We start from the raw sequence: 24,783 nt of genomic DNA, 5'->3' as shown, positions 1-24,783 counted from the left end.
GATGAGTATCGACATCCTGGCCATAGGCCTGCCCGCCCTCGCGGACCAAATGCTGACCCAGCGCGCGCCCGGTCTGGGCTGGACCCTGCATCGTCCCGGCCCCGACGGCCTGCCTTCGCCCGAGGTCGCCGACCGTATCGTCGGCGTCGCCGCCTCGGGCGCCGCGTCCGTGGACGCCCGACTGATCGACGCCCTGCCCGCGCTGAAGATCGTCTCCGTCCACGCCGTCGGCTATGACCTGACCGATGTCGCCCACGCCCGGTCGCGCCGCGTGATCGTCACTCATACGCCCGATGTCCTGAACGAGGATGTCGCCGACCTGGCCCTGCTGCTGGCCCTGGGGACCTTGCGTCGCCTGCCGGCCATGGACGCCTGGGTCCGCGCCGGGCGCTGGGTCTCGGATGGGCCGCCGCCGCTGTCGCGCAGCGCCACAGGCCTGCGATACGGCCTGCTGGGCCTGGGCCGGATCGGCCAGGCCATCGCGCGGCGACTGGAGCCCTTCGCCGGCGAGATCGCCTACCACACCCGCAATCCGGTCAAGGATGCACCCTGGCGGCACGTGCCGAACTTGGTCGATCTGGCGGCCGAGGTCGATGTGCTGATCGTGATCGTGCCGGGCGGCGCTTCGACGCGTGGCCTGGTCTCGGCCGAGGTGCTGGAGGCCCTGGGTTCGACCGGCGTGCTGATCAATGTCGCGCGCGGCGAGGTGGTGGATCAGGACGCCCTGGTCGCCGCCCTGACCTCGGGCAGGCTGGGCGGCGCGGGCCTCGATGTGTTCGCGGACGAACCGAACGTGCCCCAGGCCCTGATCGACAGCGACCGCTGCGTTCTGACGCCCCACGTCGCCTCGGCCACCGTCGAGACCCGCAACGCCATGGCCGAACTGATGATGGCGAACCTTGAGGCCGTCCTGGCGGACAAGCCGCCGGTCACCCCGGTCCCGGACTAACCTACTGACCCGGCCGTGAGGGACGATGCGGCGTCACCGACACGGTCGGGCCGAACTCGCGGCCCAGGGCGCGCGGCTGATCGGGGATCGCATAGCTGATCGGCAGGGGACAGTTGTTCCGATCGCGCCGATCCAGCAGCATATAACGCCGCGCCTGGCCGTCATCGAGCGAACGGTCTAGCGTCATGGCGCGGTCGCCGCCGCCTTGCTGGGCCTGCATCAGAGGATCGTCGCACACCATCGCCTGATCGACGACAGGCGCGATCCGCACCATGGGCTGATCGACGACAGGCGCCGGATGGACGATCGCCGCGCTGTTGGACAGGACCAGCATGAGCAAGGTCAGCATCGCATCCTCCGGGTTCGATGCTGATCCTAAGCCAGCAACCTCGGATTGACCAGATCGGCGCCGAACCACAGGACCGACAAGAATATGTCGCACCGCCTTGGCGGAAAGCGCCTAACCTGATCGCCCCGGCCATGGCGTGAGGAGGACAGGCGGTTGCGCCTTGCATTCGGCGACCAGACTTCCTGCACTTCGTCGCGGCGCGAGGCGCTGAGCCTGCTGGCGGCTGTCCCGTTTCTTTCCGCCCAGACCGCTCCCCCGTCGGAGCCGCCGCCCGATCAGGTCCGGCTTTTGCAGAACCTGCTGACGCGGATGGGCGTTGGGGTGCGTCTGAACGACGGCGCCCAGCAGGTGTTCGTCATCGACACCGGCGCCGAACGCAGCGCGCTCTCGGCCGAGTTGGCGCAGGCTCTGGCCCTGCCGCCCGGCCGCCCGGTCGTCGTGCACGGCATCACCGCAGCCGAGGTCACGCCCACCGTCGAGATCGCACAGATCGAGATCGGGCGACGACGCTTCACCGACCTGATCCTGCCGGTCTTTCCGCGCGATGCATTGAGCGCCGACGGCCTGCTGGGTCTCGATCTTCTGTCGCGCTTTCGCCTGACGCTGGACGTCAACGCGCGGCAGGCCACCCTGTCGCCCTCGGGCTCGACCAGCATCGCCATGACCACCAGCGCCGACGGCACGCGGCTCCGGCGGCAGGACATCGTCGTCGCCGGTCATCGCGGTCGGTTCGGCCAGTTGATCCTGACCCGGATCGACGTGGCGGGGGTGGAGGTCGCCGCCTTCATCGACAGCGGCGCCCAATATTCCATCGGCAATCTGGCTCTGATGCGCGCGGCCGGGATCGGCCGGACCACCGATCCGTCGCAGCCCGTTCGCATGGTCGGCATCGTCGGCGGCGCAACGACGGTCCTGTCGGGTACGGCGCCGGCCATGGGGGTGGCGGGGCGGTCGCTGGGACCGACCCCGCTGCTGTTCGCCGATCTGCATGTGTTTCAGGTCATGGGCCTGATCGACCAGCCGGCCCTGTTGCTGGGCGCCGACATCCTGAGCCGGTTCAGCCGGATCACCCTGGATTACGGTCGCAGCCGCGTGGCCTTCGGCGGCGTGCTGCGCAGGCGTCCCTCAGCCGCCGGCGCGGTCAGATCGCCTTGATCGCCCCACCGTCCAGCCGGATCAGCGACCCGGTGACATAGGCCGCCAGCGGGCTGGCCAGGAAGGCGGCGGTGGCGCCGAACTCCTCGGTCGTGCCGATGCGGCCGACGGGGATGGACTTGACGGAGTCGGCCCGCGCCTCCTGCGGCGTGACGCCGGTGCGTTCGGCAGCCGCCTGGTCCAGCCGTTCGATGCGCGGCGTGTCGATCCGCCCCGGCAACAGGGTGTTGACCGTCACCCCGTCCGGTCCGACCTCGTTCGCCAGCGTCTTGGCCCAGGCCGCGACCGAGGCCCGCAGGGTGTTGGACACGCCCAGCGCCGCCGACGGCTCCACCACCGTGATCGAGGCGACGTTCAGGATTCGCCCCCAGCCGGCGGCCCGCATGCGCGGCAACACCCGGTCCGTCAGGCGGAAGATCGACAGCACCATCGATTCGAAATGATCGCGCCACACCGCCGGCTCCAGCCCCGACACCCCCGACGGCGGCGGCCCGCCCGTGTTGTTCAGCAGTATCTCGATATGGCCGCCCAGCAGCTCTTCGGCCAGGTCCGCCGCCTTCAGCAGCGCCGCGTGATCGGCCAGGTCCGCCGTGACCACGACCGCCTTGCCCGGCCCGGCCGCGTTCAGCCCATCCGCCACGGCCTGAAGCTTTTTCGCATCGCGCGACAACAGGGCGACATGCGCGCCCTCGGCGACCAGGGCCGTCGCCACGGCCCGGCCCAGGCCGGATGATCCGCCACAGATCAGGGCGCGCTTGCGGTCCAGTTTCAGGTCCATGGTCGATCTCCGGCTTCGATTTCCAGCCCCGCATATCGGACGCCTGCCCGCCTGACGCAACGCGGCGTTAACCGATGCGGCGCACCTTCGTCTCCAAGCGGTCGCCATCAGCCGCCAGGACAGGCCGGGGAGGGCTCGCCCATGTCGACCAAAATGACGTCGAGCATCCGCCGACACAGCGATCATTTCGAGCCGCAGGACACGGATCCCCAGGAACAGCGCCGCCTGCGCGGCCAGCTAGAACAGATCGACTACGCCGCCTACATCGCCAACAAGGAGGTGATCGGCCAGGCCCTGACCGGCGTCGACGCCGGCTCTCTACAAAAGCTGGCGGTCATGACCGCCACGGCCCGCGCCAAATGGGTGGCGGAATCGCTGCGCCTGGCCCACTCCGGCTCGGCCGTGACGCCTGATCAGGTCGCCCGCCTGACCGCCGCCCGCACCGCCTATGATGAACTCGCCGAAGCCTACGAGGCCCTGCGCCGCATCATCGAGCGCGGGTATATCGCGCTGCGGTGACGTGGATCAGTTTCGACTATGCCTGAGGCGCGTCATCGGCCTCGACCGAAGCGGTCAGCCGGTCGAACAGTGAACGGCCATCCAGGGTTCGTTCCAAGCGGTCGAGATGTTCGGCGACGTCGTCAGCCTCGCGATTCAGGGCCTCGGCTTCGCGATTCATGGCGAGCCACAGCGGGGTCAGGCGGACGACCAGAGCCTCGCCTGCCGAGGTCAGGGACTGACGACGCCGCCGCGCGTCCTGTGGATCCGGCAGAGCCCGCACATAACCGGCCGCTTCCAGCGATCGCAGTGACTGGCTGACCGAAACGTGGGTGATGCGTAGCGCGGCGGCGAGTTCGCCGACCGTCATCGGACCGTTCTGGACAACCTGGTTCAGGACGCCGAACCATCGCTGCTCGAAGGTGATGCCCAGGTGCGCATAGATACGGCCGACGTCGCGGTCGATCCGCTCCGACAGGCGGCGCAGTTGGGCGCCGATGGTCGCGCCATGGCCGCCCTTCAGATCGGTCACTCGGGCGGCTCCACGATGACGGCGATCTGCATGATCCGCTCGGCGCCGGCCGCATTTCCGCGGTGGCGAGCCTTCGCCGCCTCGACCTCGAAGACCGAGCGCGGTTTCAGGCCCTGCGGCCTCGCGTCGAACAGGGCGCGGGCGGCCCCCACGCTATCGTCCCTCGCCGCCGCCGTCATCGCCATGCCCAGATGATAACCGTCGGTCGCAGGACCGGGTCCACACAGGATGTCCTTCACCGCAACGTTCAGGCCCCAGTAGCCATCGACCTCGCCATTGGTGAGCATCGCGAAGGTATAGCCCAGATCCTCGTAACGCCAGACCTCGCCGGCGATGCCGACATGGCCGCCGGTGTTGCCCACCATGCGATGACCGTTGATGGTCTCTTCCATGAAGCCCAGACCGTAACGCGCGCGGCCCAGATCGAACAGACCTTTGGTCGCCGTTGTGTACATCTGCGGCGACAGGAGCCGGCCGTCGCCCAGGGCGGTGATGAAGATCGACAGGTCCTCTACGGTCGAATAGCCGCCACCCGCCGAGTTGCCCCGAAACTGGTTGACGAACAGATTGCTGCGCCAGGCGCCGGGAACAGCTTCGTCGCGGGCATAGCCGTCGGCCCGGTTCGGCACGACGAGATCGAGCGGCCAGTCGCCGCTGCCGCTCATGCCAAGGGGCTCGAATATGGTTCGCCCGATGTGGTCGGCGTAGGTCTCGCCGGTCATGGCCTCGACGATCAGGCCCAGGATCACATAGCCGCCATTGGAATAGCCGAGCCGCTCGCCGGGCGTGAACTCCAGCGGCAGGTCGGCGATCAGGGGCAGAAAGTCGCGGGTCTCTACGAAGGCCTTGGACGGCTTGTTCGCGATCGACTCCCAGTAGTTGCCCACGCCTGAGCTGTGCGACAGCAGCTGGCGGGCGGTGATCTGTTCGGCGACGGCGCGGTTCGGATAGTCGGGCAGATAGCGAATGACCGGGGCGTCCAGGTCGATCCGACCCTTCTCCACAAGACGCAGCACCGCCGTGGCGGTGAACATCTTGCCGATGGAGGCGACGTTGAACCGGGTGTCAATACGGTTCGCCGCGCCGAACACGCGCTCCGCCTGGCCCACCGCACGCTGATAGACGACCTGGTCGCCGCGCCTCAACATCAGGACGCCCGAGAAATCTGCATCTATGATCGCCTGTTCCACGGCGGCGTCCAGACGGGCGGCGATGGAGCCTCCTTCGTCCCCTGCTCGACCAAGGCCGCTCCAGCTCAAGACGCCCAGCCCTGCTGTCGCGCCCATCACCCCTCGCCGTGTCATCCGAATACCCACCGAAACCGCCCCAACATTTATGTAGGCACCTACATAAATGTGCATTGAAGCAAACGCCAGCCTTGGAAACGCCCAGGACGACCCGAAACTCGGGACAGAGCGGATGACACGACCCGCACCTTCCGCAAACATTGATTTTATATGATGTATCTGGAGGGCCTGGTGGAGCCGAGGGGAGTCGAACCCCTGACCTCGTCATTGCGAACGACGCGCTCTACCAACTGAGCTACGGCCCCGTTTCCAGCGTGGGATCGGGTTCACAGGCGAGGCGGACATAGAAGGCGGGCGGGCGTGGTGTCAACGGGCTTGTGCGCGCAATCGGCGCAGGTCGGAGACGGCCGTTGTCGGACGGGGTGCGAACACGCTAGAAGCGCCGATCCAAGCAGGAGTTACGGTTCATGGGCTACGCGATCGTCTGGTTGATCAACGCCATTATCAGTCTGATGATCTGGTTCATCATCGCCCAGGCCATATTGAGCTGGCTGGTGGCGTTCGATGTCGTCAACTATCGCAACCGCTTCGTCTATTCGGTGGGCACCTTCCTTGACCGGGTCACCGCGCCCCTGCTGGAGCCGTTCCGTCGCATCATCCCGAACCTGGGCGGCATCGACATCTCGCCCATCGTGGTGATCCTGCTGCTGCAGTTCATCAGCGTGCTGTTCAACCGCACGGCGGCGCCGGCCCTGGTCCAACTGCTGGGCTGAGGCGACACGGCGGGCGGAAATCTGACGCATGGGCGACGATCCGCTCTTGCGCCGCGCGCCTTCCTTTCTAAAGGTGCCCGCCCGACCACTTTCGACCACGGTTCATGACCACGATCACCACAGTCGCCATTCTGGGCGCCGGACAGATGGGCGCAGGCATCGCCCAGGCGGTGGCGCTCGGGGGCTATTCGGTCCGGCTCTATGACGTCGTCGCCGACCGGCTGCCGCTGGCGCAGGGCGAGATCGCGGCCAGCCTGTCTCGCCATGTGGCGCGCGGCCTGATCGATCAGGCCGCCGCGGACGCGGCCCTTGCCCGCATCGCCGTCAGCGACGTGATGGCCGACGCCGTCGTCGGCGCCGATCTGGTCATCGAGGCTGCGCTGGAGGACGAGGCGGTCAAGAAGGCCATCTATGCGCAGGTCCTGCCGCACCTTGGGCCGCAGACCCTGCTGGCCTCCAACACCTCCTCGATCTCGATCACCCGTCTGGCGTCCTCGACAGACCGGCCGGATCGGTTCGTCGGCCTGCACTTCATGAAGCCGGCGCCGATCATGAAACTGGTCGAGATCGTGCGCGGCATCGCCACCTCGGCCGAGACCCATTCCGCCGCCGTCGCCTTCGCCGAGAGCCTGGGCAAGACGACCACGGACGCCGAGGACTTCCCCGCCTTCATCGTCAACCGCATCCTGGTGCCGATGATGAACGAGGCGATCTTCACCCTGTACGAGGGGGTGGGCGACGTCGCCTCGATCGACAAGGCGCTGCGCCTGGGGGCCAACCATCCGATGGGGCCGCTGGAACTGGCGGACTTCATGGGGCTGGATGTCGTCCTGGCCATCATGAACGTGCTGTATGACGGCCTGGCCGATAGCAAATACCGCCCCTGCCCGCTGCTGGTGAAATATGTCGAGGCCGGCTGGCTGGGCCGCAAGAGCGAACGCGGCTTCTACGACTATTCCGGCGACACGCCGGCGCCGACACGATGAGCCGGTTCGAGAGCTATTCCGACCTGCCGGGTCAGGCGACCATCGCCGCACGGCCCGCGCCTCTGTATCCGGTCCTGGCCTGTCTGGCGGGCGCGGCCTGGCCTCCACTGTGGCTGACCCTGCCGTTCTGGCGGCCCCATGCCTTCATGCCGGGACGCGACATGGACTGGCGGCTGGTTGTGATGCTGATCGGCCTGATCACCGTGCCGCTGGCCCTGTATCGCATCCTGACCGAGCGCAAGCGCGACGGTCGCCCCGGCACGCGGCTGGGCGTGGTCTGGCGCTTCATGATGTACGGCGGCCTGGCGGCGGCCCTGGTGCAGATCGTCGTCGCTCTGGGCATGAGCGTCATGGGCTGGATCGAGGCCGGCGACTTCATGCAGGCCCTGGGCGCCACCGAGACGACCCTGCTGATCTTCGGCGTCGGCGGCCTGCCCATCGCCATGATCGTGGGCGTCAGCTACGCCCTGTGGGCCGGGCTGTGCGCCGCCTTCATCGCCTTCGAAGCCCGACCGGTGGTCAAGGACCGACTGGGGCTGATGCCGAAAGGCTGAGCACGGCGTCGTAAGCCGCTTCGCGGGATTGGGGGATCCGCACATGACCATCGACCCGCCCGTCCTGTCGCCCGTCGAGCCGACATCGCGTATCGCCAGCCTGGACGTGATGCGGGGCCTGGCGGTGCTGGGCATCCTGGCGGTCAATGTCGTCTCCTTCGCCCTGCCCTTCATGGTCTATGACGACGCGAGCCTGAGCCCGTTCGCGGTGACGGGCGCCAACGCCGTGGCGCGCTGGACGATGGACGTCTTCTTCCATCAGAAGTTCATCACCCTGTTCTCCATGCTGTTCGGCGCCTCGATCTTTCTGGTGGGGGGCGAGCGCGGCGACCCGGCGCGCGGGCGGCTGTTGCGGCGACGCCTGTTCTGGCTGGCGATCATCGCCCTGATCCACGGCCTGGCCTTCTGGTACGGCGATGTTCTCCTGCTCTACGCCTGGTCGGCTTTGTTCGTGATGCTGATGCGGTCGATGCGAGCCAGGACGCTGATCGGCGTCGGCCTGGGCGTGACCCTGGCGCTGGGCGCGATGCAGGCCCTTGCCACCTGGATGATGGTCGCCGGCCCGCCCGTGGTTACCGAGGCCATGGGCCAAGGCGAGCCGCAATACACCGCCGCCATGGTCGCCGAGGCCATCGCCGCCTATCGCAGCGGCTGGGCCGGGGCCATGGGCCAGAACCTTCAGAGCTGGCTGTTCCTGCAGGGGGCCAGCCTGACGATGTTCGTCTTCTCGACGGTGGCTCTGATGATGCTGGGCATGGGCCTGTTCAAGGCGGGCGTGTTCAGCGGCCGGGCGCCGACCTGGGTCTATGCGACGCTGATCGGCGTGGGCGGGGCGATGCTGGCCCTGCTGGGCGTGCTAGAATGGGCCGAGGCCATGGCGCCGGCCGGAACCCACCCGACGCGCGGCCTGGCGGAGGCCGTCGCCTCCTTCCCGATCTTCGTCACCCTGGCCTATGTCAGCCTGATCGTCCTGGCGACGACGCGCGGCCTAGGCTGGATCACGGCGGCGCTGCGGCCGGTGGGGCAGATGGCCTTCACCAACTATCTGACCCAGACCCTGATCATGACCTCGATCTTCTATATGCCGTGGGGGCCGCGCCTGTTCGGACAGGTGGACTATGTGCAGATGTGGGGCCTGGTGCTGGGCGTCTGGGCGCTGCAACTGGTCTGGTCGCCGCTGTGGCTGTCGCGGTTCAGCATGGGGCCGCTGGAGTGGGTTTGGCGCTGTCTGACCTATGGTCGTCGGGTGCCGATCCAGAAACCCGGCTGACGGCGCTTTTATCGCAGGCGCGAAGGGATTAACTGAGGGCCATGGCCGCCCCGGATACTCCCGCCGAAACCTTCAAACGCGCGCTGGGTCATGCCGCGCGGGCGTTGGCCGAACAGCCCGAGCTGGAGGTGATGTTCGGATCCGACGGGCCCAAGCTGTCGAACGGCGTCCTGACCCTGCCCCATCCGCCGCGCGATCCGTCCGGTCCCGAGAGCGCCTCTCTGCGCGGCCAGGCCGACCGGCTGGCGCTGCGACTGGCCAATCACGATGGGGCGGTGAACGCCAGGATGCGGCCGGCGGATACGAAGGCGGCCGAGGTGTTCGACGCGGTCGAGCAGGCGCGGGTCGAGGCGTTTGGCTCGGAACATCTGGTGGGGGTGCGCGACAACTTGGGCGCCGCCCTGATCACCCGGCTGGAAAAGACCGGCGCCCTGCGGATCAATGACGCCGACCGCGTGCCGGTGTCCGAGGCCGTGGCGCTTCTGGTGCGCGAGCGGCTGACCGGACGGCCCGCCCCCGACGGCGCCAGGGCCATGCTGGATCTGGTCCGCGCCAATATCGAGGCCAAGGCGGGCGCCAAGCTGGACGCCCTGGCGGGCACGGCGGGCGATCAGGAAGGCTTTGCGCTGAAGATGCGCGAGGTGCTGCGCGCTCTGGATCTGGATCCCGGCGACGGTCGCGGCGAAGATACTTCCGAAGATCCCGGCGACGAGGAACCCGACCCCCAGGATCCGGCCGCCGACGACGATCAGGACGAGGAGGAAGAAGAGGACGGCGGCGAAGGCTCCCAGTCGATGGAGGGCGACGCCGACGATCAGTCGTCGGACGAAGAGCGCGAGAGTCGTCCCGAGGGCGCACCCGCCGATCCCGACGGCGAAGGCTCCGACGAAGGCCCCGAGCTACAGGAAGGCCAGCAGCCCAACCGCCAGCAGACGGCCGACGACGGCCGCGCGGTCGATTTCTACCGCGTCTTCACCACCGCCTTCGACGAGGTGGTGGACGCCGCCGACCTGTGCGACCCGGTCGAGCTGGACCGGCTGCGCGCCCTGCTGGACGGCCAGCTGGCCATCCTGTCCAGCGTCGTGTCACGCCTGGCCAACAAGCTGCAACGCCGCCTGCTGGCCCAGCAAAACCGCTCCTGGGTCTTCGATCTGGAAGAGGGGATGCTGGACACCGCCCGCCTGACCCGGATCGTCACCGATCCGACGGCTCCTTTATCGTTCAAGGCCGAGAGCGAGAGCCCGTTCCGCGATACGGTCGTGACCCTGTTGCTGGACAACTCCGGCTCGATGCGCGGGCGGCCGATCATGGTGGCGGCAGTCTGCGCCGACATCCTGGCGCGCACCCTGGAGCGCTGTGGCGTCAAGGTCGAGATCCTGGGCTTCACCACCCGCGCCTGGAAGGGCGGCCAGAGCCGCGAGGCCTGGATCACCGCCGGCAAGCCCGCCAATCCGGGCCGTCTGAACGACCTGCGCCACATCATCTACAAGGCCGCTGACGCGCCCTGGCGCCGGGCCAAGAAGAACCTCGGCCTGATGATGCGCGAGGGTCTGCTGAAGGAAAACATCGACGGCGAGGCCCTGCAATGGGCGCACAGTCGCCTGCTGGCCCGCACCGAGCAGCGCCGCATCCTGATGGTCATTTCCGACGGCTCGCCGGTGGACGACTCGACCCAGTCGGCCAATGCGGCGCTGTATCTGGACAAGCACCTGCGCCAGGTCATCGCCGAGATCGAGGATCGCTCGCCCGTCGAACTGCTGGCCATCGGCATCGGCCACGACGTGACCCGCTGGTATCGCAAGGCCCTGACCATCGTGGACGTTGAACAGCTGGCGGGCGCCATGACCGAGAAGCTGGCCGAACTGTTCGAGAATGAAGGCGCGGCCGGTCCCACGCGGCGGGTCAGACGAAAGCTGGCGGCATGAGCCGTTTCGGCCGTCTGGCCTCGATCTGGATCGCCCTGTCGCTGACGGCCTGCGCCGCCTCGCTCGGCGCGCCCCGGCCCTATCCCTTGTCGTCGGACGGCTGGACGCCGGAGGTCGCGGAACTGAGAAGCGTCAGCCTGGGCCTGCCTGGCGGGGCGCAGTTGGCGGACGGCGTGGATTTCGCTGGGGGTCTGCAGCTCCTCGCCGCACCGACCTCGCCGCTGCACAGCCTTTCGGACCTGAAACTGACCGGCGACGGCAGCTTCGTCACCGTGTCGGATGCCGGCGATCTGGTGCGCGGCGACATTCGCCTGGACGCCGGCGGGCGGCTGATCGGCCTGGATCATTTCCGTTCACGCCGCCTGACGCTGGAAGACGGGCGCGCGATTTCCGACAAGCAGGACGGCGACGCCGAGGGCCTGGTTGTCACACCCTCCGGCGATCTGCTGGTCAGTTTCGAACGGCGGCACCGGATCTGGAACTACGGCCCGCTATCGGCTCTCAAGACCCGGCCGACGCCGATGCGGGCGCCCGACTTCGCCTTCACCGAAAACGACGGGATGGAGGGCTTGGCCGTCGCGCCCAACGGCTGGCGTGTCTCTGGCGAGGCCGGCGGCGTGTGGAACTGTTCAGCGGCCCGATGCACCGTCGTGACCGCTCCGCCCGAGACGCCCGTTCCCGACAGCGAATATCGCACAACCGGTCTGGATCGTGATCCGTCCGGCGACGGATGGTTCGTGGTTCAGCGCCTGTACCGTGCGCCCATCGACATGCGGGCACGTGTTCGCCGCATGGCCCCGGATGGAACCCTGGGTCCGATCCTGATCGAGCTGAAACTGCCCGGCACAACCGACAATTTCGAAGGCATCGCCGCCGAGACGCGCCATGGCAAGACGCGCCTGTACATCCTGTCCGACGACAATTTCAATCCGGCCCAGCGCACCCTGATGCTGGCCTTCGACCTGGACTGATCTTCAGGCGGCCCCGGCCCACTGGGTCGATTGGGCCGTCGTGTCGTCGGCGCGTAGCGCGCGCACGAAGTCGTCGCGCCAGATGCCCACGTCGGTGGCGCGCACCACCTCCATCAGGGCCTCCCATTTCCGAATACGCTCGGACAAGGGCATGGTCAGCGCCTTCTGGATGGCGTCCGACAGCTCCTCGCGGCTGTAAGGATTGACAAGCAAGGCCTCGCCCATCTGCTCGGCCGCGCCGGCGAAGCGCGACAGAATCAGCACGCCCGGATCGTCGGGGTTCTGGGCGCAGACATATTCCTTGGCCACCAGGTTCATGCCGTCGCGCAAGGGCGTCACCAGACCGACCCGCGCCGCGCGATAGATGCCGGCCAGCTGATCCCGGCGATAGGTGCGGTTCAGATAGCGGATCGGCTGCCAGTCCATGTCGCCGAACGCGCCGTTGATCCGCCCCGCCAGGGCGTCAAGCCGCGCGCGAATATCCTGGTAGCTGTCGACATCGTCGCGCGAGATCGGCGTGACCTGCAACAGGAAGACCTCGCCCCGCATCGAAGCGTTGTCCTGGAGGAACTGCTCATAGCCGAGCAGCCGCTCCTCCAGCCCCTTGGAATAGTCCAGTCGGTCCACACCCACCATCATCGACCGGAAGGCCGAGGACGCCGCCATCCGGTCATAGGTCCGCGCGCCCAGGGTCGAGTTCCGCGCCGCCAGGAAGCCGTCCACATCGATGCCGATGGGGAAGACGCCCGTCTGGACCTTGCGTCCGAAACACTCCAGCCCGCCGGTCCCGTCCAGTTCGCCCTGGGCCTCCGAGACCACATAGTCGGTGAACAGGTCGCTCCATTCCTGGGTGTGGAAACCGATCAGGTCGAAGTCGAACATGGATTCCACCAGCCGCCGGTGATGCGGCAGGGTCACCAGCAACTGCCGCGCCGGCCACGGCGTATGCAGGAAAAAGCCGATCCGGTTCCTGATCCCCAGGCGACGCAGGTCCCGCGCCATCGGGATCATGTGATAGTCGTGGATCCAGATCATGTCGTCGGGCTGGATCAACGGCGCCAGCACCTCGGCGAAGCGGCGGTTCACCCGCTCGTAACCTTCGCCATAGGACCGCTCGTACTGGGCCAGGTCGATGCGGTGGTGGAACAGCGGCCACAGCGTCTTGTTGGCATAGCCATTGTAGTATTCGTCGACATCCTGCGCTTCCAAATCGACCAGGCCGACGGTGACGCCGGCCCGGTCCTCGATCTTCACCTCGCCGGTATAGTGTTCGATCGTCTCGCCGGACCAGCCGAACCACAGACCGTCGTATTTTCGCAAGGCGGCGGACAGGGCCATGGCCAGGCCGCCGGCGGACCCTGCGGCAGGGTCGGTCGGGGCGGAGACCCGGTTGGAAACGACGATAAGGCGGCTCATGACTTCACTTCAGACGGCGACCCCAGCCCCGGGGCCCGAACATTAACGCACATCGGTCCACGAACGGCTCAACAGCACGGCGCAATTGATGATGCCGACCAGGGAATAGGTCTGCGGATAGTTGCCCCACAGCTCGCCGTCGTCGATCGAGATGTCCTCGCTCAACAGACCTGCGGCCGTGCGACGGCTCAACATCTCCTCGAAAATGGTGCGCGCCTCCTCGATCCGGCCGTTCTGATGCAGGGCCTCGATGAACCAGAAGGTGCAGAAGTTGAAGGCGGTCTCCGGCTCGCCGAAGTCGTCCGGCTCGACATAGCGGAACAGGAACGGACCCTTCTTCAGATCGCGTTCGATGGCGTCGAAGGTGGCGACCTGACGCGGATCGTGCGCCTCCAGGAAGCCCAGATCGGTCATCTGCAACAGGGAGGCGTCCAGTTCACGCCCGCCGAAGCTGGCGGCGAACCGCCCCTCGTCCGGCAGATAGGCTTCGGCCTCGATCCTCTCGCGAATGATCCCTGCCCGCTCGCGCCAGAACTCGCCCCGATCCGGCAGGCCCAGATGGTCCGCCGCCTTGGCCAGACGGTCGCAGGCGGCCCAGCACATGACGGAGGAATAGGTGTGGACCCTCGCAATGGTGCGGAACTCCCACAGGCCGGCGTCGGTCTGATCGTGCATGGCGAAGGCCCGCTCGCCGATGGTCTCCAGCGCATGGAAATCTTCGAGCGTGCCAGGACGCAGCAGGCGCGCGTCATAGAAGGCCTGAACCAGCGGAAGGACGATCTGTCCGTACACGTCATGTTGCAGATGCTCGTGCGCCTGATTGCCGATCCGCACCGGCTTCATGCCGCGATAGCCCGCGACCGTATCGACGATGCTCTCGCCGATGCCAGGCTCAAGACCCACGCCATAGACCGGCTGGACGTGACCTCCGGCGGAATCGTCGACCAGGTTCCTCAGATAGACCAGGTAGTTCTCAAGGATGTCCACCGCGCCCAGGCGATTCAGCGCCCGCACCGTGTAATAGGCGTCGCGGATCCAGCAGTAGCGATAGTCCCAGTTGCGCCCGCTCTCCTTGAACTCGGGCACCGAGGTCGTCATGGCGGCGACGATGGCGCCGGTCTCTTCATAGGCGCACAGCTTCAGTGTGATCGCCGCGCGGATCACCGCCTCCTGATAGTCCAGCGGCAGATAGAGTTTGCGCACCCAGTCCTGCCAATAGGCCACCGTCCGGTCCAGCGCGCCCTGCACCCCGTGACCGACATCCTGGTCATAGCCCTCGTCCGGCCCCAGGAAGAAGGCGTGGGGCCGCTCAAGCCGGAACACCCTTTCCTCCAGCACATGCGACACCGGACAATCGGTCGTCAGGCGGAAGGTGACGTCGGCGCACATATAGCGGATGTGGTTGGAGCCGGAGGTATAGGGCGCCGGTCGCGCGCCCCAGTCCGTCGAGGGTCGCAACCGCACGCGAATGCGCGGCGTGCCCGACAGCGGCCGCACGATCCTCGCGAAAGCCAGCGGGCGATAGGTGCGGGCATGTTTGGGATGGCGCGGGGCGAAGTCGATGATCTCTGCGCTCGAACCGTCCTCGGCCGTCATCACCGTGCGCAGCACCGGCGTGTTGCGAACATAGGCCTGCTCGATCGATTTCATCCCCTCCATCTCGATGGCCCAGAAGCCGTGCTCGGGCGTCTCGCCATCCATCAGGGCGGAAAAGACAGGGTCGCCGTCCACGCGCGGCGCGCAGGCCCAGACGAAGCGGCCCTGACGGTCGATCAGGGCGCTGACGCCGCAGTTGCCGATGGGAAAGAGGTCCAGATTGGGCTTCATCGGTTCAGGCCTTCGCTACGGCTTCAAGCCAGGTCAGTACGGCGTCGACATCGTCCAGGCGGTAACGCGCCGCCGTCTCGCGCTCTGGTCCAACCAGCACGCCATAGCCGCCAAGCGCCGCCGCCGCCTCGAACCCGTATTCGTCGGTCAGGTCGTCGCCCAGCATGACCGGGACCGCGCCCTTGAACGGCGTCTCCTGCATGAAGGCGGTGACGGCCGTGCCCTTGTCGGCGCCCGGTGTCTTCAGTTCCAACACCATATGGCCGGGCTGAAGGGTCAGCCCCGTCTCGGCCTGAAGCTCGGCGGCCAGGCCCTTGGCGGCGCCAGCCTCGTCCGGCGCCTGACGATAGTGCAGGCCGACCGAGACGCCCTTGTCCTCGACGATCACGCCCGGCCGGTCGGCGGCGAATTCCTCGAAGGCCTCCATCGCCTGGGCGACGCCCGCGTCGGCGGCCTTGCGCTCGATCGAGCCGTCCTTCAGCCGCCGCTCCAGCCCATGCACGCCCGAGCCAGACACCAGCGCGTGGTCCGAGATACGGTCGATCTCGGCGATGGTGCGGCCGCTGACAATGGCGACGCGGCCCGACAGCCGCGCCTCGACCGCCTTCAGCGCCGCAGTGCGGCGAGGGGTCGGCACGACGGCGCCCGGCGTCGGCGCCATCGGCGCCAAGACGCCGTCCATGTCCAGGAACAGGGCGATCCCGTCGGCGACGACGGGCGGTGATGGGAGCAATAGCGCGGCGGCTCCGGCGTGAGACGGCATTGACGATCGGTTCTCTTGTTGGCTTCCCCGTCACCGTAACGCGCCAATGCGGCAAAGGTTGACCCGAAACCGACAAAGTCGTCTGAAAGGGAGGCGGCGCGCGCAAAGCAGTCACGGCGGATCGCGCACGTCTAAAGAAGGAGAGCCCGGTTGCGGGCCGTCACAGCATGACCGAGATCGTTCACTCGACCCCCGAAGACATCGCCGTCATGACCGATCGCGCACGCGAGGTCGTCCGGTTGAACATAGAGGCGCTGGAGGCGCTGGAGCGTTCGATCGACGTCTCGATGGCTCGCGCGGTCGATGTGATCATGAGCCGACCGGGCTATGTGGTCGTCACCGGCATGGGCAAGTCGGGCCATATCGGCAACAAGATCGCCGCGACCCTGGCCTCGACCGGCACCAACGCCTTCTTCGTCCACCCTGCCGAAATGAGCCATGGCGACCTGGGCATGCTGCGCCCCGACGTGACCCTACTGGCGCTGTCCAACTCTGGTGAGAGTCGCGAACTGCGCGATCCGCTGATCTATTGCCAGCGCAACGGCATCCCCGTCATCGCCATCACCCAGCGTCCCGCCAGCTTCCTGGGCCGCAACGCCGCCGTCTGCCTGACCATGCCCAGCGTCGCCGAGGCCTGCCCCAACGGCCTGGCGCCGACGACCTCGACCCTGATGGCCCTGGCCCTGGGCGATGCGCTGGCCATGGTGCTGATGGACCGTCGCGAGTTCACGGCGATGGACTTCGGCCTGCACCACCCCGGCGGCGCCCTGGGCATGAGCCTGCAGAGCGTGCGCGAATGGATGGGCGACAACGCCGCCGTCCCGGCCAGCGTCCCGCTGAACGCCGGGTTCGGCGAGGTCGTCTCGGCCATCACCGAGGGTCGAAAGGGCGCCGTGGCCGTGCTGACCCACGACGGAGCCCTGGCGGGCATCGTCACCGACGGCGACCTGCGCCGCGCCTTCCAGCGCGACACCACCAATCTGACGGCGGCAGACATCATGGGCGCCAACCCGATTACGGTCGATCCTGACGCCCGCATGAGCGATGTCGTCGATCTGCTGAGCGCCAACAAGATCGCCAACCTGTTCGTGGTCGAGGACGGACGCCCCACCGCCATCGTCCACATCGCCGAACTGATGCAGGCCGGTTACGTCGCCTGAAATGCGTATCCTCTACGACGCCAGCCGGCTGATGAGCCGGGCCGACCGCTCCGCCCCGACCGGCGTGGACCGGGTCTGTCTGGCCTATGCCGAATGGCTGCTGGCCTCGCCGAACGTGACGACCATTCCGGTGCGCGGGCGCAAGAACCGACTGGTCACCGTCGAGATCGGTTGGTTTCGGCGTTTCGTCACCGATCTCCGCGCCAAGTGGAATGGCGCCGCCAGCGCGCCCGCGGACCTGGCGCACGAACAGCGACTGCTTGCGGCTTTGACCGCAGAGACGCGTCCGACTGAATCGGTTCTGGGCGCGCCCCCGGCGCTCGTTCAAGAGAAGCCCGCCGACAAGGCTCGCGTGCTGAAGCAGTTCTTCCGCTCGCGCCACGTGGCGCCCCTGCCGGACGCCGACCTCTATTTGACCGTAGGCCACACCACCCTGCACGATCCGGCTGCGCTTCAGGATCTTGAGGCGGCCGGAATCGAGCGGGTCGTTCTGATCCATGACCTGATCCCCGTGACCCATCCCGAGTTCTGCCGCCCTGGCGACGGCGAGAAACACCACGCCCGCGTCGCCAACACCCTGCGTCACGCCAGCCGGATCATCGTCAACTCGGCCTATACGGGCGAGGAACTGCACGCCTTCGCGGGGCGCGAGGGCCTGCCCCTGCCGCCTGTCCACGTCGCCCACCTGGGGCTGGAGCCGGCCTTCGTCGCGGGCGACGCCGTCACGGCGCCCCGCCCCTATTTCGTCCACGTCGGCACCATTGAGGCGCGCAAGAACCTGGCCCTGCTGCTGACCTTGTGGCGCCGACTGGAAGAGCGGCTCGGCGACAAGACCCCCTCGCTTGTGCTGGTCGGTCGCTACGGCTGGGAAAACGAGGCCGTGCTGGACCACCTGCAACGCTCGCCCAATCTTCAGGGCGTGGTGCATCAGGCCTCCAACCTGTCCGACGCCGTTCTGGCTCGGCTGATGCGAGGCGCGCGTGCGGTGCTGGCGCCGTCATCCGTCGAGGGGTTCGACCTGCCGGCGGTCGAGGCCTGCGCCATGGGCCTGTCCCTGATCGCCTCCGACATCGCGCCGCATCGCGAGCTGACACCGAGCGCCGAGTTGATTGACCCATTGGACGGCCTGGGCTGGCTGGCCGCCATCGAGCGCGCGACGCAGGCAGCGCCGCCCCCGCCGCCAACCTATGTCGCGCCCGACTGGCCGGGGCATTTCCGCATCGTCGCCGACGCCATCGGCCTTGAACACGCCTAGCCTCTGGCGAGCGCGCTCAAAGGCTTGTAATCAATCCGCGAACAAGGGCTAACCAGCTTCATGACGCGCACCATCCTGCCGCTTGCCATCGTCGCCATTCTGGGCGGCTGCTCCACTCTGCCGCGCGACGGGCCGTCGGGCGCCTCGGTCAATGCCGGCGCTACGACCGCCTCGGCCCTGGGCAGCTACGCCCTTGTCCCGCTGACCTATGAGGTCACCGAGCGGATGAAACAGGTGCCGCCGCAATTCTTCGGCACCCTGGCCGCGGGGTCCAGCGATCAACCGGCCGATGTGATCGGTGAAGGCGATACGCTGGCCATCTCGATCTTCGATCCGTCGGGTTCACTGTTCGGCGGATCCCTGGTGTCTGGGTCGTCGTCCAGCCGCACGAATACGACCCTGTCCGGCGGCAACCAGGCCCTGCCTGGCGCCACCGTCGATCGCAGCGGCTCGGTGATGATTCCGTTCGGCGGACAGGTTCGCGTCCAGGGCCTGACCTCGACCCAGGCGGCGTCGGCGATCCGGCGCTCGTTGGTCGGCAAGGTCGGCAATCCGCAGGTGCTGGTGTCGATCGCCGGCAACGCCTCCAACACCGTCAATGTCCTGGGCGACGTGCGCCAACCGGGTCGCGCGCCCCTGGGCGTCAACAGCAACCGCATTCTGGACGTCATCGCGGCGGCGGGCGGCTCGGCCCGCACCACCGACGACCTGACCATCTCGATCCAGCGCGAAGGCCGGACCTACACCGCCCCCCTGTCGGCCGTGACGACCGAGTTCGGCGAGAACGTCCGCCTGCAACGCGGCGACGTGGTCAACGTCCAGTACAAGCCCCGCCGCTTCTCGACCTTCGGCGGCCTGAACGCCGTGGCCCAGGTCGAGATGCCGGCCGGCCCCATGACCCTGACCGGCGCCATGTCCAAGGTCGGCGGTCTGAACACCAACACCGCCAACGCCCGCCGGGTGCTGATCTTCCGCTTCGAACGGCCCGAGGTGGCCCAGGCCCTGGGCATCAGCCAGCCCGCCACTCCACGGGGCGTGCCTGTCGTCTATCAACTGGACTTCAGCGACGCCGCCAATGTCTTCGCCGCCACCAACATGCAGGTCATGCCGGAAGACGTGATCTATGTGCCCCTGGCCGGCGCCGCCGAAATGCGGAAATTCTTCGAGGTCGTTCAGAGCCTGACCCGCGTCGTCTATGACGTGTCGGTGACCAGCGCGCTCAACACCAACTGACGTCATGGACAAACGGCGGGCGCTGCTTTCGGGTCTGTTTTCACGCAGGACCAAGACTGCGCCTGCCGACGATCACAACGATCCGTTCGAACGCCCCGCCGACCTCGAACCCGCCGCGCCCGACGCCCTCAGCCTGGCGCTCGACGAGGTCGAGGCCGGCGCGCTCGACATCTACGCCAGCGCCGGCCTGCCGACGCAGCGTGGTCACTATCGCCGCGCCCCCGACAGTGCGGACTGGACCTTTCTGTCCGACGACCTTGCGCCGGAACAGCGGTTCGCCCTGACTTTGGAATATCCGCCGGAACAGGGTTGGCGGTTCGCCCGACTTCAGGATCTGGGCGCACAGTCAGAGCGCGAAGATCTCCGGGCCGCCGCCCGTCTGTTGGGCGATGTGGCCGCATTGCGAAACTCCCGGCGCGAAATCCTGACCCAGGATCATCTGCTGACGGCGATGGAGCTGGGCGCCGCCTGGCGCGCATTGCGCGATGCTCAGGCCGTGCGAAACTGCCGTCTGACGCTGTCTGTGCCGGCCCGGACAAGATCGCTCAAAGGCGACAAGCCGCCAAAGCCGCGCTAGAGACCCCGCTTCCCCGAACAGCAGGCCCTCTTCCATGTCCGACACCCCCGAACACCCGCCCGAATATCAGCCCGTCGGCCGCATCATCGCCATGCCTGCCGACACCAACCCCGAGGGCGACATCTTCGGCGGCTGGTTGCTGGCCCAGATGGATCTGGCGGGCGCGACCCCGGCGTTCGAACTGGCCTGCGGACGCTGCGCGACCGTGGCGCTGGACGGCATGGTCTTCCATCAACCGGTCTCCGTCGGCGACGAGGTCAGCATCTACGCCCACGTCATCGGCTCGGGCCGCACCTCGATCCGCGTCCACGTGGAGGCCTGGAAGCGCGCACGGGGCCAACCCCAGGCCGCTTCGGTGCGGGTGACCCAGGGCGTCTTCACCTATGTCGCCATCGACGAACACCGCAAACCCCGCGCCCTTCCCGGCAAGGAATAGGGCCGGCAAGGAATAGGCGCAAATCTTGACCTTGGGCCGGGTCGGGCCTACGTCCCGGCCATGGCCATCCGACGTATCCTCACCATCGACATCCCCGCCGACCTGGCGATCCTGAAGCAGGTTTCAACGCCCGTCACGACGGTGGACGACGCCGTTCGCGCCCTGATGGATGACATGCTGGAGACCATGTACGACGCACCCGGCATCGGCCTGGCCGCCGTGCAGATTGGCGCCCTGGACCGGGTCATCGTCATGGACCTTGGCGATCGCGACGGCACGATCCCCGAAACCGAGGAAGAGGACACCCCCGAGGCGTTCGAAGCCCGCAAGAACCCGCGCTTTTTCGCCAACCCCGAAATCCTGTGGACCTCAGACGAACTCTACACCTACGAGGAGGGCTGCCTGTCGATCCCCGAGTATTTCGACAAGGTGGAACGCCCGGCCCGCGTCCGCATTCGCTATCTGAACCGTGACGGTCAGTCGGTGGAGGAAGAGGCCGAAGGCCTCTACGCTGTCTGCATCCAGCACGAGATGGACCACCTTAACGGCGTGCTCTTCATCGACCATCTGTCGCGTCTCAAGCGGGATCGCGCCGTGACCAAGGTCAAGAAGGCCGCCCGCGACAGGATCGCCGCCTGATGACCAAGATCGTCCGCCCCGAACGTATCGAACGCGCCGCACGCCGCATCGCACCGTCCATTCCGCGCGGCCGATCGCTGATCATCGATTCCTCGGGCCGCCGTCGTCTGACCCGCAGCCAGAAGATCGGCGTCGCCGGTGTCGCGACCCTGGCCGGCGTGGCCCTGCTGGGCGTGGTGGCGGGCCTTCTGCTGGACAAGCTGCTAGATTTCGACGACGCCCTGGACGCTGGCGGCGAATGGGACGAGGGCGGCGGCGTCTTCACCCGCTGGCAGTAGGCGGCCTAAACCGCCTTCTTGAAGAGCATGATTCACGCTCCGGCCTGAACCGCATTGCGGTTCCGTCCGAAACGATCATGCTCTAAAGGCCTGCCCATGCGCCTTGCCTTTATGGGAACCCCCGATTTCGCCGTTGCGTCTCTGGCCGAGCTTATCGCTTCGGGCCACGAGATCGTCGCCGTCTATTCGCAGCCTCCACGCCCCAAGGGCCGGGGCCAGAAGCTGACGCCGTCGCCGGTTCACGCCTTCGCCGAGACCATGGGCCTGCCCGTCTTCACGCCCGACAGCATGAAGGCCCAGGACGCCATCGCCGCCTTCCAGAGCCTGGACCTCGACGCCGCCTGCGTTGTCGCCTATGGCCAGATCCTCAAGGCCGAGGTGCTGGATGCGCCCCGCCTGGGCTGTTTCAACCTGCATGGATCGCTGCTGCCTCGCTGGCGCGGCGCGGCGCCGATCCAGCGCGCCATCATGGCCGGCGACGCCCAGACCGGCGTCCAGATCATGCAGATGGGCGTCGGCCTGGACGAAGGCCCCATCCTGTTGACCGAACTGATGGATATCCGCGCCGACGACACGGCCGCGACCCTGTCAGAGCGCATGTCCCATGTCGGCGCCGGCCTGTGGCCCCGCGCGCTGGCCGCCATCGAGCGCGGCAGCGTCACGCCGTCGGAGCAGGTCGGCGAGCCAACCTACGCCAAAAAGATCACCCCGGCCGAGGCCCGGATCGACTGGACCCGTCCCGCCGCCGAGGTGGACGCCCATATCCGCGGCCTGTCGCCCTTCCCCGGCGCCTGGTTCGAAGCGCCGTCAGAGACGGGGCCTGTGCGCGTGAAAGCCCTACTGTCGGCCCTGGCGGACGGATCGGGCGCGGCGGGCGAAACCTTGGACGACGCCCTGACCGTGGCCTGCGGGACCGGCGCCGTGCGCCTGATCCGCGTCCAGCGCGAGGGCAAGGCGGCGCAATCGGCCGACGAGATGCTGCGCGGCTTCGCCCTGCCGGCCGGGACCGTGCTCGGCTGATGCCGCGCTACAAGCTGACGATCGAATACGACGGCACGGCCTACAACGGCTTCCAGGCCCAGGACGGCCAGCCGACGGTGCAGGGCGCGCTGGAGGCCGCCATCCACGCCTTCTCGGGCGAGCGGATCCGCATCGCCGCCGCCGGCCGCACCGACACCGGCGTCCATGCAACGGCCCAGGTCATCCACGCCGATCTGGAGCGCGACTGGCCCGTCGATACGGTGCTGAACGCGATGAACGCCCATCTGATCAAACAGGATGTCTGCGTCCTGTCGGCGGACTATGCGCCCGATCCCGACTGGCACGCCCGGTTCTCGGCCACCGGCCGGGGCTATCTCTACCGCATCCTGAACCGCCGGCCTCAACCCGTTTTGGAGCGCGACCGGGTCTGGCACGTCAAGAAGAGCCTGGACGCCGAGGCCATGCACCACGCGGCCCAGGTGCTGGTCGGCCATCACGACTTCACCACCTTCCGCGACGTGGGCTGTCAGTCCAGGTCGCCGGTTCGGACGCTGGACGTGGCCCGCGTCTCGCGTTTCGGCGAGGAGGTACATCTGGTCTTCCAGGCGCGCAGCTTCCTGCACCGCCAGGTCCGGTCGATGGCTGGCACCCTGGTTGAGGTCGGCCTGGGCCGCTGGACCGCCCATGATGTGAAGTCGGCGCTGGAGGCGAAGGACCGCGCAAAATGCGGCCCCGTCGCCCCCTCGGCGGGGCTCTATCTCAGCGGCGTGCGCTACGACTGAACCCCGCCTGGCGATCCATCAGCCGCGCTGCTGCACCAGAACCTCGGCGATCTGGACCGCGTTCAGGGCCGCGCCCTTGCGCAGATTGTCGTTGGAGACGAACAGGGCCAGGCCGTGTTCGACGGTCGGATCGGGGCGGACGCGACCGACGAAGACCGGATCCTTGCCTGTCGCGTCCAGCGGATTGGGCACAGCCGTCACCACCACGCCCGGCGCCTGGCCCAACAGCTCCAGCGCCTGGGCCGCCGACAGCGGACGCTCGAACTCGACATTGATGGATAGCGAATGGCCGGTGAAGACTGGCACACGCACGCAGGTGCCGGACACAGGCAGGCCGGGGATCTCCAGAATCTTGCGGCTCTCGTCGCGCAGCTTCAGCTCCTCGTCGGTATAGCCGTCCTCACTCAGGGTGTAGTTCAAGGCCACCACATTGGCGGCGATCGGCACCACCCACTTCTCGGGCGTGCCGAAGTCGGCGGCTGATCCGTCACGGGCCAGATCCGCCCCCTTGCCGACGGCGGCGCGCGACTGATCCTCCAGCACGCGAATGCCCTCGATCCCGCCGCCCGACACAGCCTGATAGGTCGAGACGGTCAGACGCTTCAGGCCCGCCGCGTCGTGCAGAGGCTTCAGCACCGGCATGGCCGCCATGGTGGTGCAGTTGGGGTTGGCGATGATCCCCTTGGGCAGGTTGGCCAGGGCGTGGGGGTTCACCTCGGCGACCACCAGCGGCACCTCGGGGTCGTTGCGCCAGGCCGAGGAATTGTCGATCACCACCGCGCCGGCCGCCGCCACCCTGGGCGCCAGGGCCTTGGACGTGTCGCCGCCGGCCGAGAAGAAGACGATGTCCAGACCGGCGTAATCGGCCGTCGCCGCATCCTCGACCACGACATCGGTCTCGCCGAAGCGGACAGTCTTGCCCGCTGACCGGGCCGATGCGAACAGGCGCAGCGAGGCCAGCGGGAAGTTCCGCTCGGCCAGCAGGCCGCGCATCATCTCGCCGACGAGGCCGGTGGCGCCGACGATGCCGACGTGGGGCGGATTGGACGGGGAAAAGGACATGGAAGGCGTCTCCTGGAAGGATGGAGGCGCGGGGTTCAGCCGGATCGACCGCCCCGCGCATCGGCGGGGCTTGGGATCGGGGTTCGGCGCTTCAGACCTTGCGAACACCCGAAACCGCCCCGCCGAAGCCGGTGGTTTTCGTGGTAATCGTTTTGGTCATGAGCATGGACACGGCGACGCTCTCTAAGGACGAGAATCGGTCGTGTAAACTGGCGTTGGCGAAAGAATCGTTATGACTGGAAGCTTCAACGCCTCAATCGCGCAATAAGTCGCCAATCCAACCCCGTCGTCATCCTCGGGCTTGACCCGAGGATCGGAGGTTCCGCCGCGCTGCGCCTGATCCCAGCGCACAGCCCGATCACCACACGGTCCTCGGGTCAAGCCCGA

At 67.6% G+C, this 24,783-nt stretch carries 26 protein-coding genes and 1 tRNA gene; 18 read left to right on the top strand and 9 right to left on the bottom strand.

Going from position 1 to position 24,783, the window contains the following annotated elements; translation table 11 throughout:
- Nucleotide 1: 1 nt before the first annotated feature.
- Nucleotides 2-949: an NAD(P)-dependent oxidoreductase gene (locus WC597_RS11020; protein ID WP_372693352.1), complete on the top strand. Its 948-nt coding sequence runs from the start codon at nt 2-4 to the stop codon at nt 947-949.
- Between the two features lies 1 nt (nt 950).
- On the opposite strand, the gene WC597_RS11015 is transcribed toward WC597_RS11020, so the two are convergent.
- Nucleotides 951-1,298, bottom strand: a complete 348-nt coding sequence (locus WC597_RS11015) for a hypothetical protein (RefSeq protein ID WP_372693351.1) — start codon at nt 1,296-1,298, stop codon at nt 951-953.
- Between the two features lie 153 nt (nt 1,299-1,451).
- Here WC597_RS11015 and WC597_RS11010 point away from each other — a divergent pair, with 153 nt between their 5' ends.
- Entirely contained in the window at nt 1,452-2,453 is a 1,002-nt protein-coding gene (locus tag WC597_RS11010) for a retroviral-like aspartic protease family protein (protein ID WP_372693350.1), read from the top strand.
- Here WC597_RS11010 and WC597_RS11005 read toward each other — a convergent pair.
- The gene (locus WC597_RS11005) at nt 2,440-3,231 is read right to left on the bottom strand and encodes an SDR family oxidoreductase (protein ID WP_372693349.1); all 792 of its coding nucleotides are present in this window, start codon (nt 3,229-3,231) and stop codon (nt 2,440-2,442) included. The two genes, WC597_RS11010 and WC597_RS11005, sit on opposite strands and share 14 nt — an antisense overlap.
- A 141-nt stretch (nt 3,232-3,372) precedes the next feature.
- On the opposite strand from WC597_RS11005, the gene WC597_RS11000 reads away from it, so the two are divergent.
- A complete protein-coding gene (locus tag WC597_RS11000; RefSeq protein ID WP_372693348.1) occupies nt 3,373-3,750 on the top strand; it encodes a hypothetical protein in 378 nt (125 codons plus the stop codon).
- A 16-nt stretch (nt 3,751-3,766) separates the two neighbouring features.
- On the opposite strand, the gene WC597_RS10995 is transcribed toward WC597_RS11000, so the two are convergent.
- From WC597_RS10995 to WC597_RS10985, 3 genes are all read right to left on the bottom strand, one after another.
- Nucleotides 3,767-4,261 carry a MarR family winged helix-turn-helix transcriptional regulator gene (locus tag WC597_RS10995; protein WP_372693347.1) on the bottom strand — a complete coding sequence of 165 codons (495 nt, stop codon included), beginning with the start codon at nt 4,259-4,261 and terminating at the stop codon, nt 3,767-3,769.
- A complete protein-coding gene (locus tag WC597_RS10990) occupies nt 4,258-5,547 on the bottom strand; it encodes a serine hydrolase domain-containing protein (protein WP_372693346.1) in 1,290 nt (429 codons plus the stop codon). The genes WC597_RS10995 and WC597_RS10990 overlap by 4 nt, the downstream gene beginning before the upstream one ends.
- Before the next feature lie 190 nt (nt 5,548-5,737).
- A tRNA-Ala gene (locus tag WC597_RS10985) sits at nt 5,738-5,813 on the bottom strand.
- A gap of 162 nt (nt 5,814-5,975) precedes the next feature.
- On the opposite strand from WC597_RS10985, the gene WC597_RS10980 reads away from it, so the two are divergent.
- The 6 genes from WC597_RS10980 (at nt 5,976) to WC597_RS10955 (ending at nt 11,987) form a co-directional block, all read left to right on the top strand.
- Nucleotides 5,976-6,281 carry a YggT family protein gene (locus WC597_RS10980; protein WP_159848518.1) on the top strand — a complete coding sequence of 102 codons (306 nt, stop codon included), beginning with the start codon at nt 5,976-5,978 and terminating at the stop codon, nt 6,279-6,281.
- 104 nt (nt 6,282-6,385) lie between these two features.
- Nucleotides 6,386-7,267, top strand: coding sequence for a 3-hydroxybutyryl-CoA dehydrogenase (locus WC597_RS10975; protein ID WP_372693345.1), 882 nt, complete (start codon nt 6,386-6,388; stop codon nt 7,265-7,267).
- Nucleotides 7,264-7,821, top strand: coding sequence for a phthalate transporter (locus tag WC597_RS10970; protein WP_372693344.1), 558 nt, complete (start codon nt 7,264-7,266; stop codon nt 7,819-7,821). The genes WC597_RS10975 and WC597_RS10970 overlap by 4 nt, the downstream gene beginning before the upstream one ends.
- Before the next feature lie 43 nt (nt 7,822-7,864).
- Nucleotides 7,865-9,091: a DUF418 domain-containing protein gene (locus WC597_RS10965; RefSeq protein WP_372693343.1), complete on the top strand. Its 1,227-nt coding sequence runs from the start codon at nt 7,865-7,867 to the stop codon at nt 9,089-9,091.
- Between the two features lie 41 nt (nt 9,092-9,132).
- Entirely contained in the window at nt 9,133-11,016 is a 1,884-nt protein-coding gene (gene cobT / locus WC597_RS10960) for a cobaltochelatase subunit CobT (protein ID WP_372693342.1), read from the top strand.
- The gene (locus WC597_RS10955) at nt 11,013-11,987 is read left to right on the top strand and encodes an esterase-like activity of phytase family protein (protein WP_372693341.1); all 975 of its coding nucleotides are present in this window, start codon (nt 11,013-11,015) and stop codon (nt 11,985-11,987) included. Before cobT ends, WC597_RS10955 begins: the two co-directional genes overlap by 4 nt.
- Nucleotides 11,988-11,990: 3 nt before the next feature.
- Here WC597_RS10955 and WC597_RS10950 read toward each other — a convergent pair whose 3' ends face one another.
- Genes WC597_RS10950 through otsB form a run of 3 tightly spaced genes read right to left on the bottom strand, consistent with a single transcriptional unit; the run spans nt 11,991 to nt 15,993 of the window.
- Nucleotides 11,991-13,403, bottom strand: coding sequence for a trehalose-6-phosphate synthase (locus tag WC597_RS10950; protein WP_372693340.1), 1,413 nt, complete (start codon nt 13,401-13,403; stop codon nt 11,991-11,993).
- Nucleotides 13,404-13,445: 42 nt separating this feature from the next.
- Nucleotides 13,446-15,230 carry a glycoside hydrolase family 15 protein gene (locus tag WC597_RS10945; RefSeq protein WP_372693339.1) on the bottom strand — a complete coding sequence of 595 codons (1,785 nt, stop codon included), beginning with the start codon at nt 15,228-15,230 and terminating at the stop codon, nt 13,446-13,448.
- A 4-nt stretch (nt 15,231-15,234) separates the two neighbouring features.
- Nucleotides 15,235-15,993, bottom strand: a complete 759-nt coding sequence (otsB, locus tag WC597_RS10940) for a trehalose-phosphatase (protein ID WP_372693338.1) — start codon at nt 15,991-15,993, stop codon at nt 15,235-15,237.
- Nucleotides 15,994-16,160: 167 nt separating this feature from the next.
- Between otsB and WC597_RS10935 the strand changes: the two genes are divergently transcribed.
- From WC597_RS10935 to truA, 9 genes are all read left to right on the top strand, one after another.
- The gene (locus WC597_RS10935) at nt 16,161-17,153 is read left to right on the top strand and encodes an SIS domain-containing protein (protein WP_372693337.1); all 993 of its coding nucleotides are present in this window, start codon (nt 16,161-16,163) and stop codon (nt 17,151-17,153) included.
- A 1-nt stretch (nt 17,154) separates the two neighbouring features.
- Nucleotides 17,155-18,408, top strand: a complete 1,254-nt coding sequence (locus tag WC597_RS10930; protein WP_372693336.1) for a glycosyltransferase family 4 protein — start codon at nt 17,155-17,157, stop codon at nt 18,406-18,408.
- Nucleotides 18,409-18,468: 60 nt separating this feature from the next.
- Entirely contained in the window at nt 18,469-19,641 is a 1,173-nt protein-coding gene (locus tag WC597_RS10925) for a polysaccharide biosynthesis/export family protein (RefSeq protein ID WP_372693335.1), read from the top strand.
- A 4-nt stretch (nt 19,642-19,645) separates the two neighbouring features.
- Nucleotides 19,646-20,218 carry a hypothetical protein gene (locus WC597_RS10920; protein ID WP_372693334.1) on the top strand — a complete coding sequence of 191 codons (573 nt, stop codon included), beginning with the start codon at nt 19,646-19,648 and terminating at the stop codon, nt 20,216-20,218.
- A 34-nt stretch (nt 20,219-20,252) separates the two neighbouring features.
- Nucleotides 20,253-20,654 (top strand): acyl-CoA thioesterase, encoded by a 402-nt coding sequence (locus tag WC597_RS10915; protein ID WP_372693333.1) that lies wholly within the window; start codon nt 20,253-20,255, stop codon nt 20,652-20,654.
- A 60-nt stretch (nt 20,655-20,714) separates the two neighbouring features.
- Nucleotides 20,715-21,293, top strand: coding sequence for a peptide deformylase (def, locus tag WC597_RS10910; RefSeq protein ID WP_372693332.1), 579 nt, complete (start codon nt 20,715-20,717; stop codon nt 21,291-21,293).
- Nucleotides 21,293-21,571 carry a hypothetical protein gene (locus WC597_RS10905; protein WP_236547456.1) on the top strand — a complete coding sequence of 93 codons (279 nt, stop codon included), beginning with the start codon at nt 21,293-21,295 and terminating at the stop codon, nt 21,569-21,571. The genes def and WC597_RS10905 overlap by 1 nt, the downstream gene beginning before the upstream one ends.
- A gap of 96 nt (nt 21,572-21,667) precedes the next feature.
- On the top strand, nt 21,668-22,591 hold the full coding sequence (gene fmt, locus WC597_RS10900; protein ID WP_372693331.1) for a methionyl-tRNA formyltransferase: 924 nt from the start codon (nt 21,668-21,670) through the stop codon (nt 22,589-22,591).
- Nucleotides 22,591-23,334, top strand: a complete 744-nt coding sequence (truA, locus tag WC597_RS10895) for a tRNA pseudouridine(38-40) synthase TruA (RefSeq protein ID WP_372693330.1) — start codon at nt 22,591-22,593, stop codon at nt 23,332-23,334. Before fmt ends, truA begins: the two co-directional genes overlap by 1 nt.
- A gap of 18 nt (nt 23,335-23,352) precedes the next feature.
- On the opposite strand, the gene WC597_RS10890 is transcribed toward truA, so the two are convergent.
- Nucleotides 23,353-24,396: an aspartate-semialdehyde dehydrogenase gene (locus WC597_RS10890; protein WP_372693329.1), complete on the bottom strand. Its 1,044-nt coding sequence runs from the start codon at nt 24,394-24,396 to the stop codon at nt 23,353-23,355.
- Nucleotides 24,397-24,783 lie beyond the last annotated feature (387 nt).

Origin of the sequence: Brevundimonas sp. (assembly GCF_041648115.1) — a bacterium.
Lineage (GTDB): Bacteria > Pseudomonadota > Alphaproteobacteria > Caulobacterales > Caulobacteraceae > Brevundimonas.
This window is presented reverse-complemented; position numbering and strand designations above follow the sequence as displayed.

Coding starts and splice junctions, on each gene's coding strand:
- WC597_RS10935 (WP_372693337.1), top strand. CDS start 16,161: ATGACCGAGATCGTTCACTCGACCCCCGAAGACATCGCCGTCATGACC.
- WC597_RS11005 (WP_372693349.1), bottom strand. CDS start 3,231: ATGGACCTGAAACTGGACCGCAAGCGCGCCCTGATCTGTGGCGGATCA.
- WC597_RS10915 (WP_372693333.1), top strand. CDS start 20,253: ATGTCCGACACCCCCGAACACCCGCCCGAATATCAGCCCGTCGGCCGC.
- WC597_RS10890 (WP_372693329.1), bottom strand. CDS start 24,396: ATGTCCTTTTCCCCGTCCAATCCGCCCCACGTCGGCATCGTCGGCGCC.
- def (WP_372693332.1), top strand. CDS start 20,715: ATGGCCATCCGACGTATCCTCACCATCGACATCCCCGCCGACCTGGCG.
- truA (WP_372693330.1), top strand. CDS start 22,591: ATGCCGCGCTACAAGCTGACGATCGAATACGACGGCACGGCCTACAAC.
- WC597_RS10925 (WP_372693335.1), top strand. CDS start 18,469: ATGACGCGCACCATCCTGCCGCTTGCCATCGTCGCCATTCTGGGCGGC.
- WC597_RS10965 (WP_372693343.1), top strand. CDS start 7,865: ATGACCATCGACCCGCCCGTCCTGTCGCCCGTCGAGCCGACATCGCGT.
- WC597_RS11015 (WP_372693351.1), bottom strand. CDS start 1,298: ATGCTGACCTTGCTCATGCTGGTCCTGTCCAACAGCGCGGCGATCGTC.
- WC597_RS10970 (WP_372693344.1), top strand. CDS start 7,264: ATGAGCCGGTTCGAGAGCTATTCCGACCTGCCGGGTCAGGCGACCATC.
- WC597_RS10950 (WP_372693340.1), bottom strand. CDS start 13,403: ATGAGCCGCCTTATCGTCGTTTCCAACCGGGTCTCCGCCCCGACCGAC.
- WC597_RS10990 (WP_372693346.1), bottom strand. CDS start 5,547: ATGGGCGCGACAGCAGGGCTGGGCGTCTTGAGCTGGAGCGGCCTTGGT.
- WC597_RS11020 (WP_372693352.1), top strand. CDS start 2: ATGAGTATCGACATCCTGGCCATAGGCCTGCCCGCCCTCGCGGACCAA.
- WC597_RS10955 (WP_372693341.1), top strand. CDS start 11,013: ATGAGCCGTTTCGGCCGTCTGGCCTCGATCTGGATCGCCCTGTCGCTG.
- WC597_RS11000 (WP_372693348.1), top strand. CDS start 3,373: ATGTCGACCAAAATGACGTCGAGCATCCGCCGACACAGCGATCATTTC.
- WC597_RS10920 (WP_372693334.1), top strand. CDS start 19,646: ATGGACAAACGGCGGGCGCTGCTTTCGGGTCTGTTTTCACGCAGGACC.
- WC597_RS10905 (WP_236547456.1), top strand. CDS start 21,293: ATGACCAAGATCGTCCGCCCCGAACGTATCGAACGCGCCGCACGCCGC.
- otsB (WP_372693338.1), bottom strand. CDS start 15,993: ATGCCGTCTCACGCCGGAGCCGCCGCGCTATTGCTCCCATCACCGCCC.
- WC597_RS10980 (WP_159848518.1), top strand. CDS start 5,976: ATGGGCTACGCGATCGTCTGGTTGATCAACGCCATTATCAGTCTGATG.
- WC597_RS10975 (WP_372693345.1), top strand. CDS start 6,386: ATGACCACGATCACCACAGTCGCCATTCTGGGCGCCGGACAGATGGGC.
- cobT (WP_372693342.1), top strand. CDS start 9,133: ATGGCCGCCCCGGATACTCCCGCCGAAACCTTCAAACGCGCGCTGGGT.
- WC597_RS10945 (WP_372693339.1), bottom strand. CDS start 15,230: ATGAAGCCCAATCTGGACCTCTTTCCCATCGGCAACTGCGGCGTCAGC.
- WC597_RS10930 (WP_372693336.1), top strand. CDS start 17,155: ATGCGTATCCTCTACGACGCCAGCCGGCTGATGAGCCGGGCCGACCGC.
- fmt (WP_372693331.1), top strand. CDS start 21,668: ATGCGCCTTGCCTTTATGGGAACCCCCGATTTCGCCGTTGCGTCTCTG.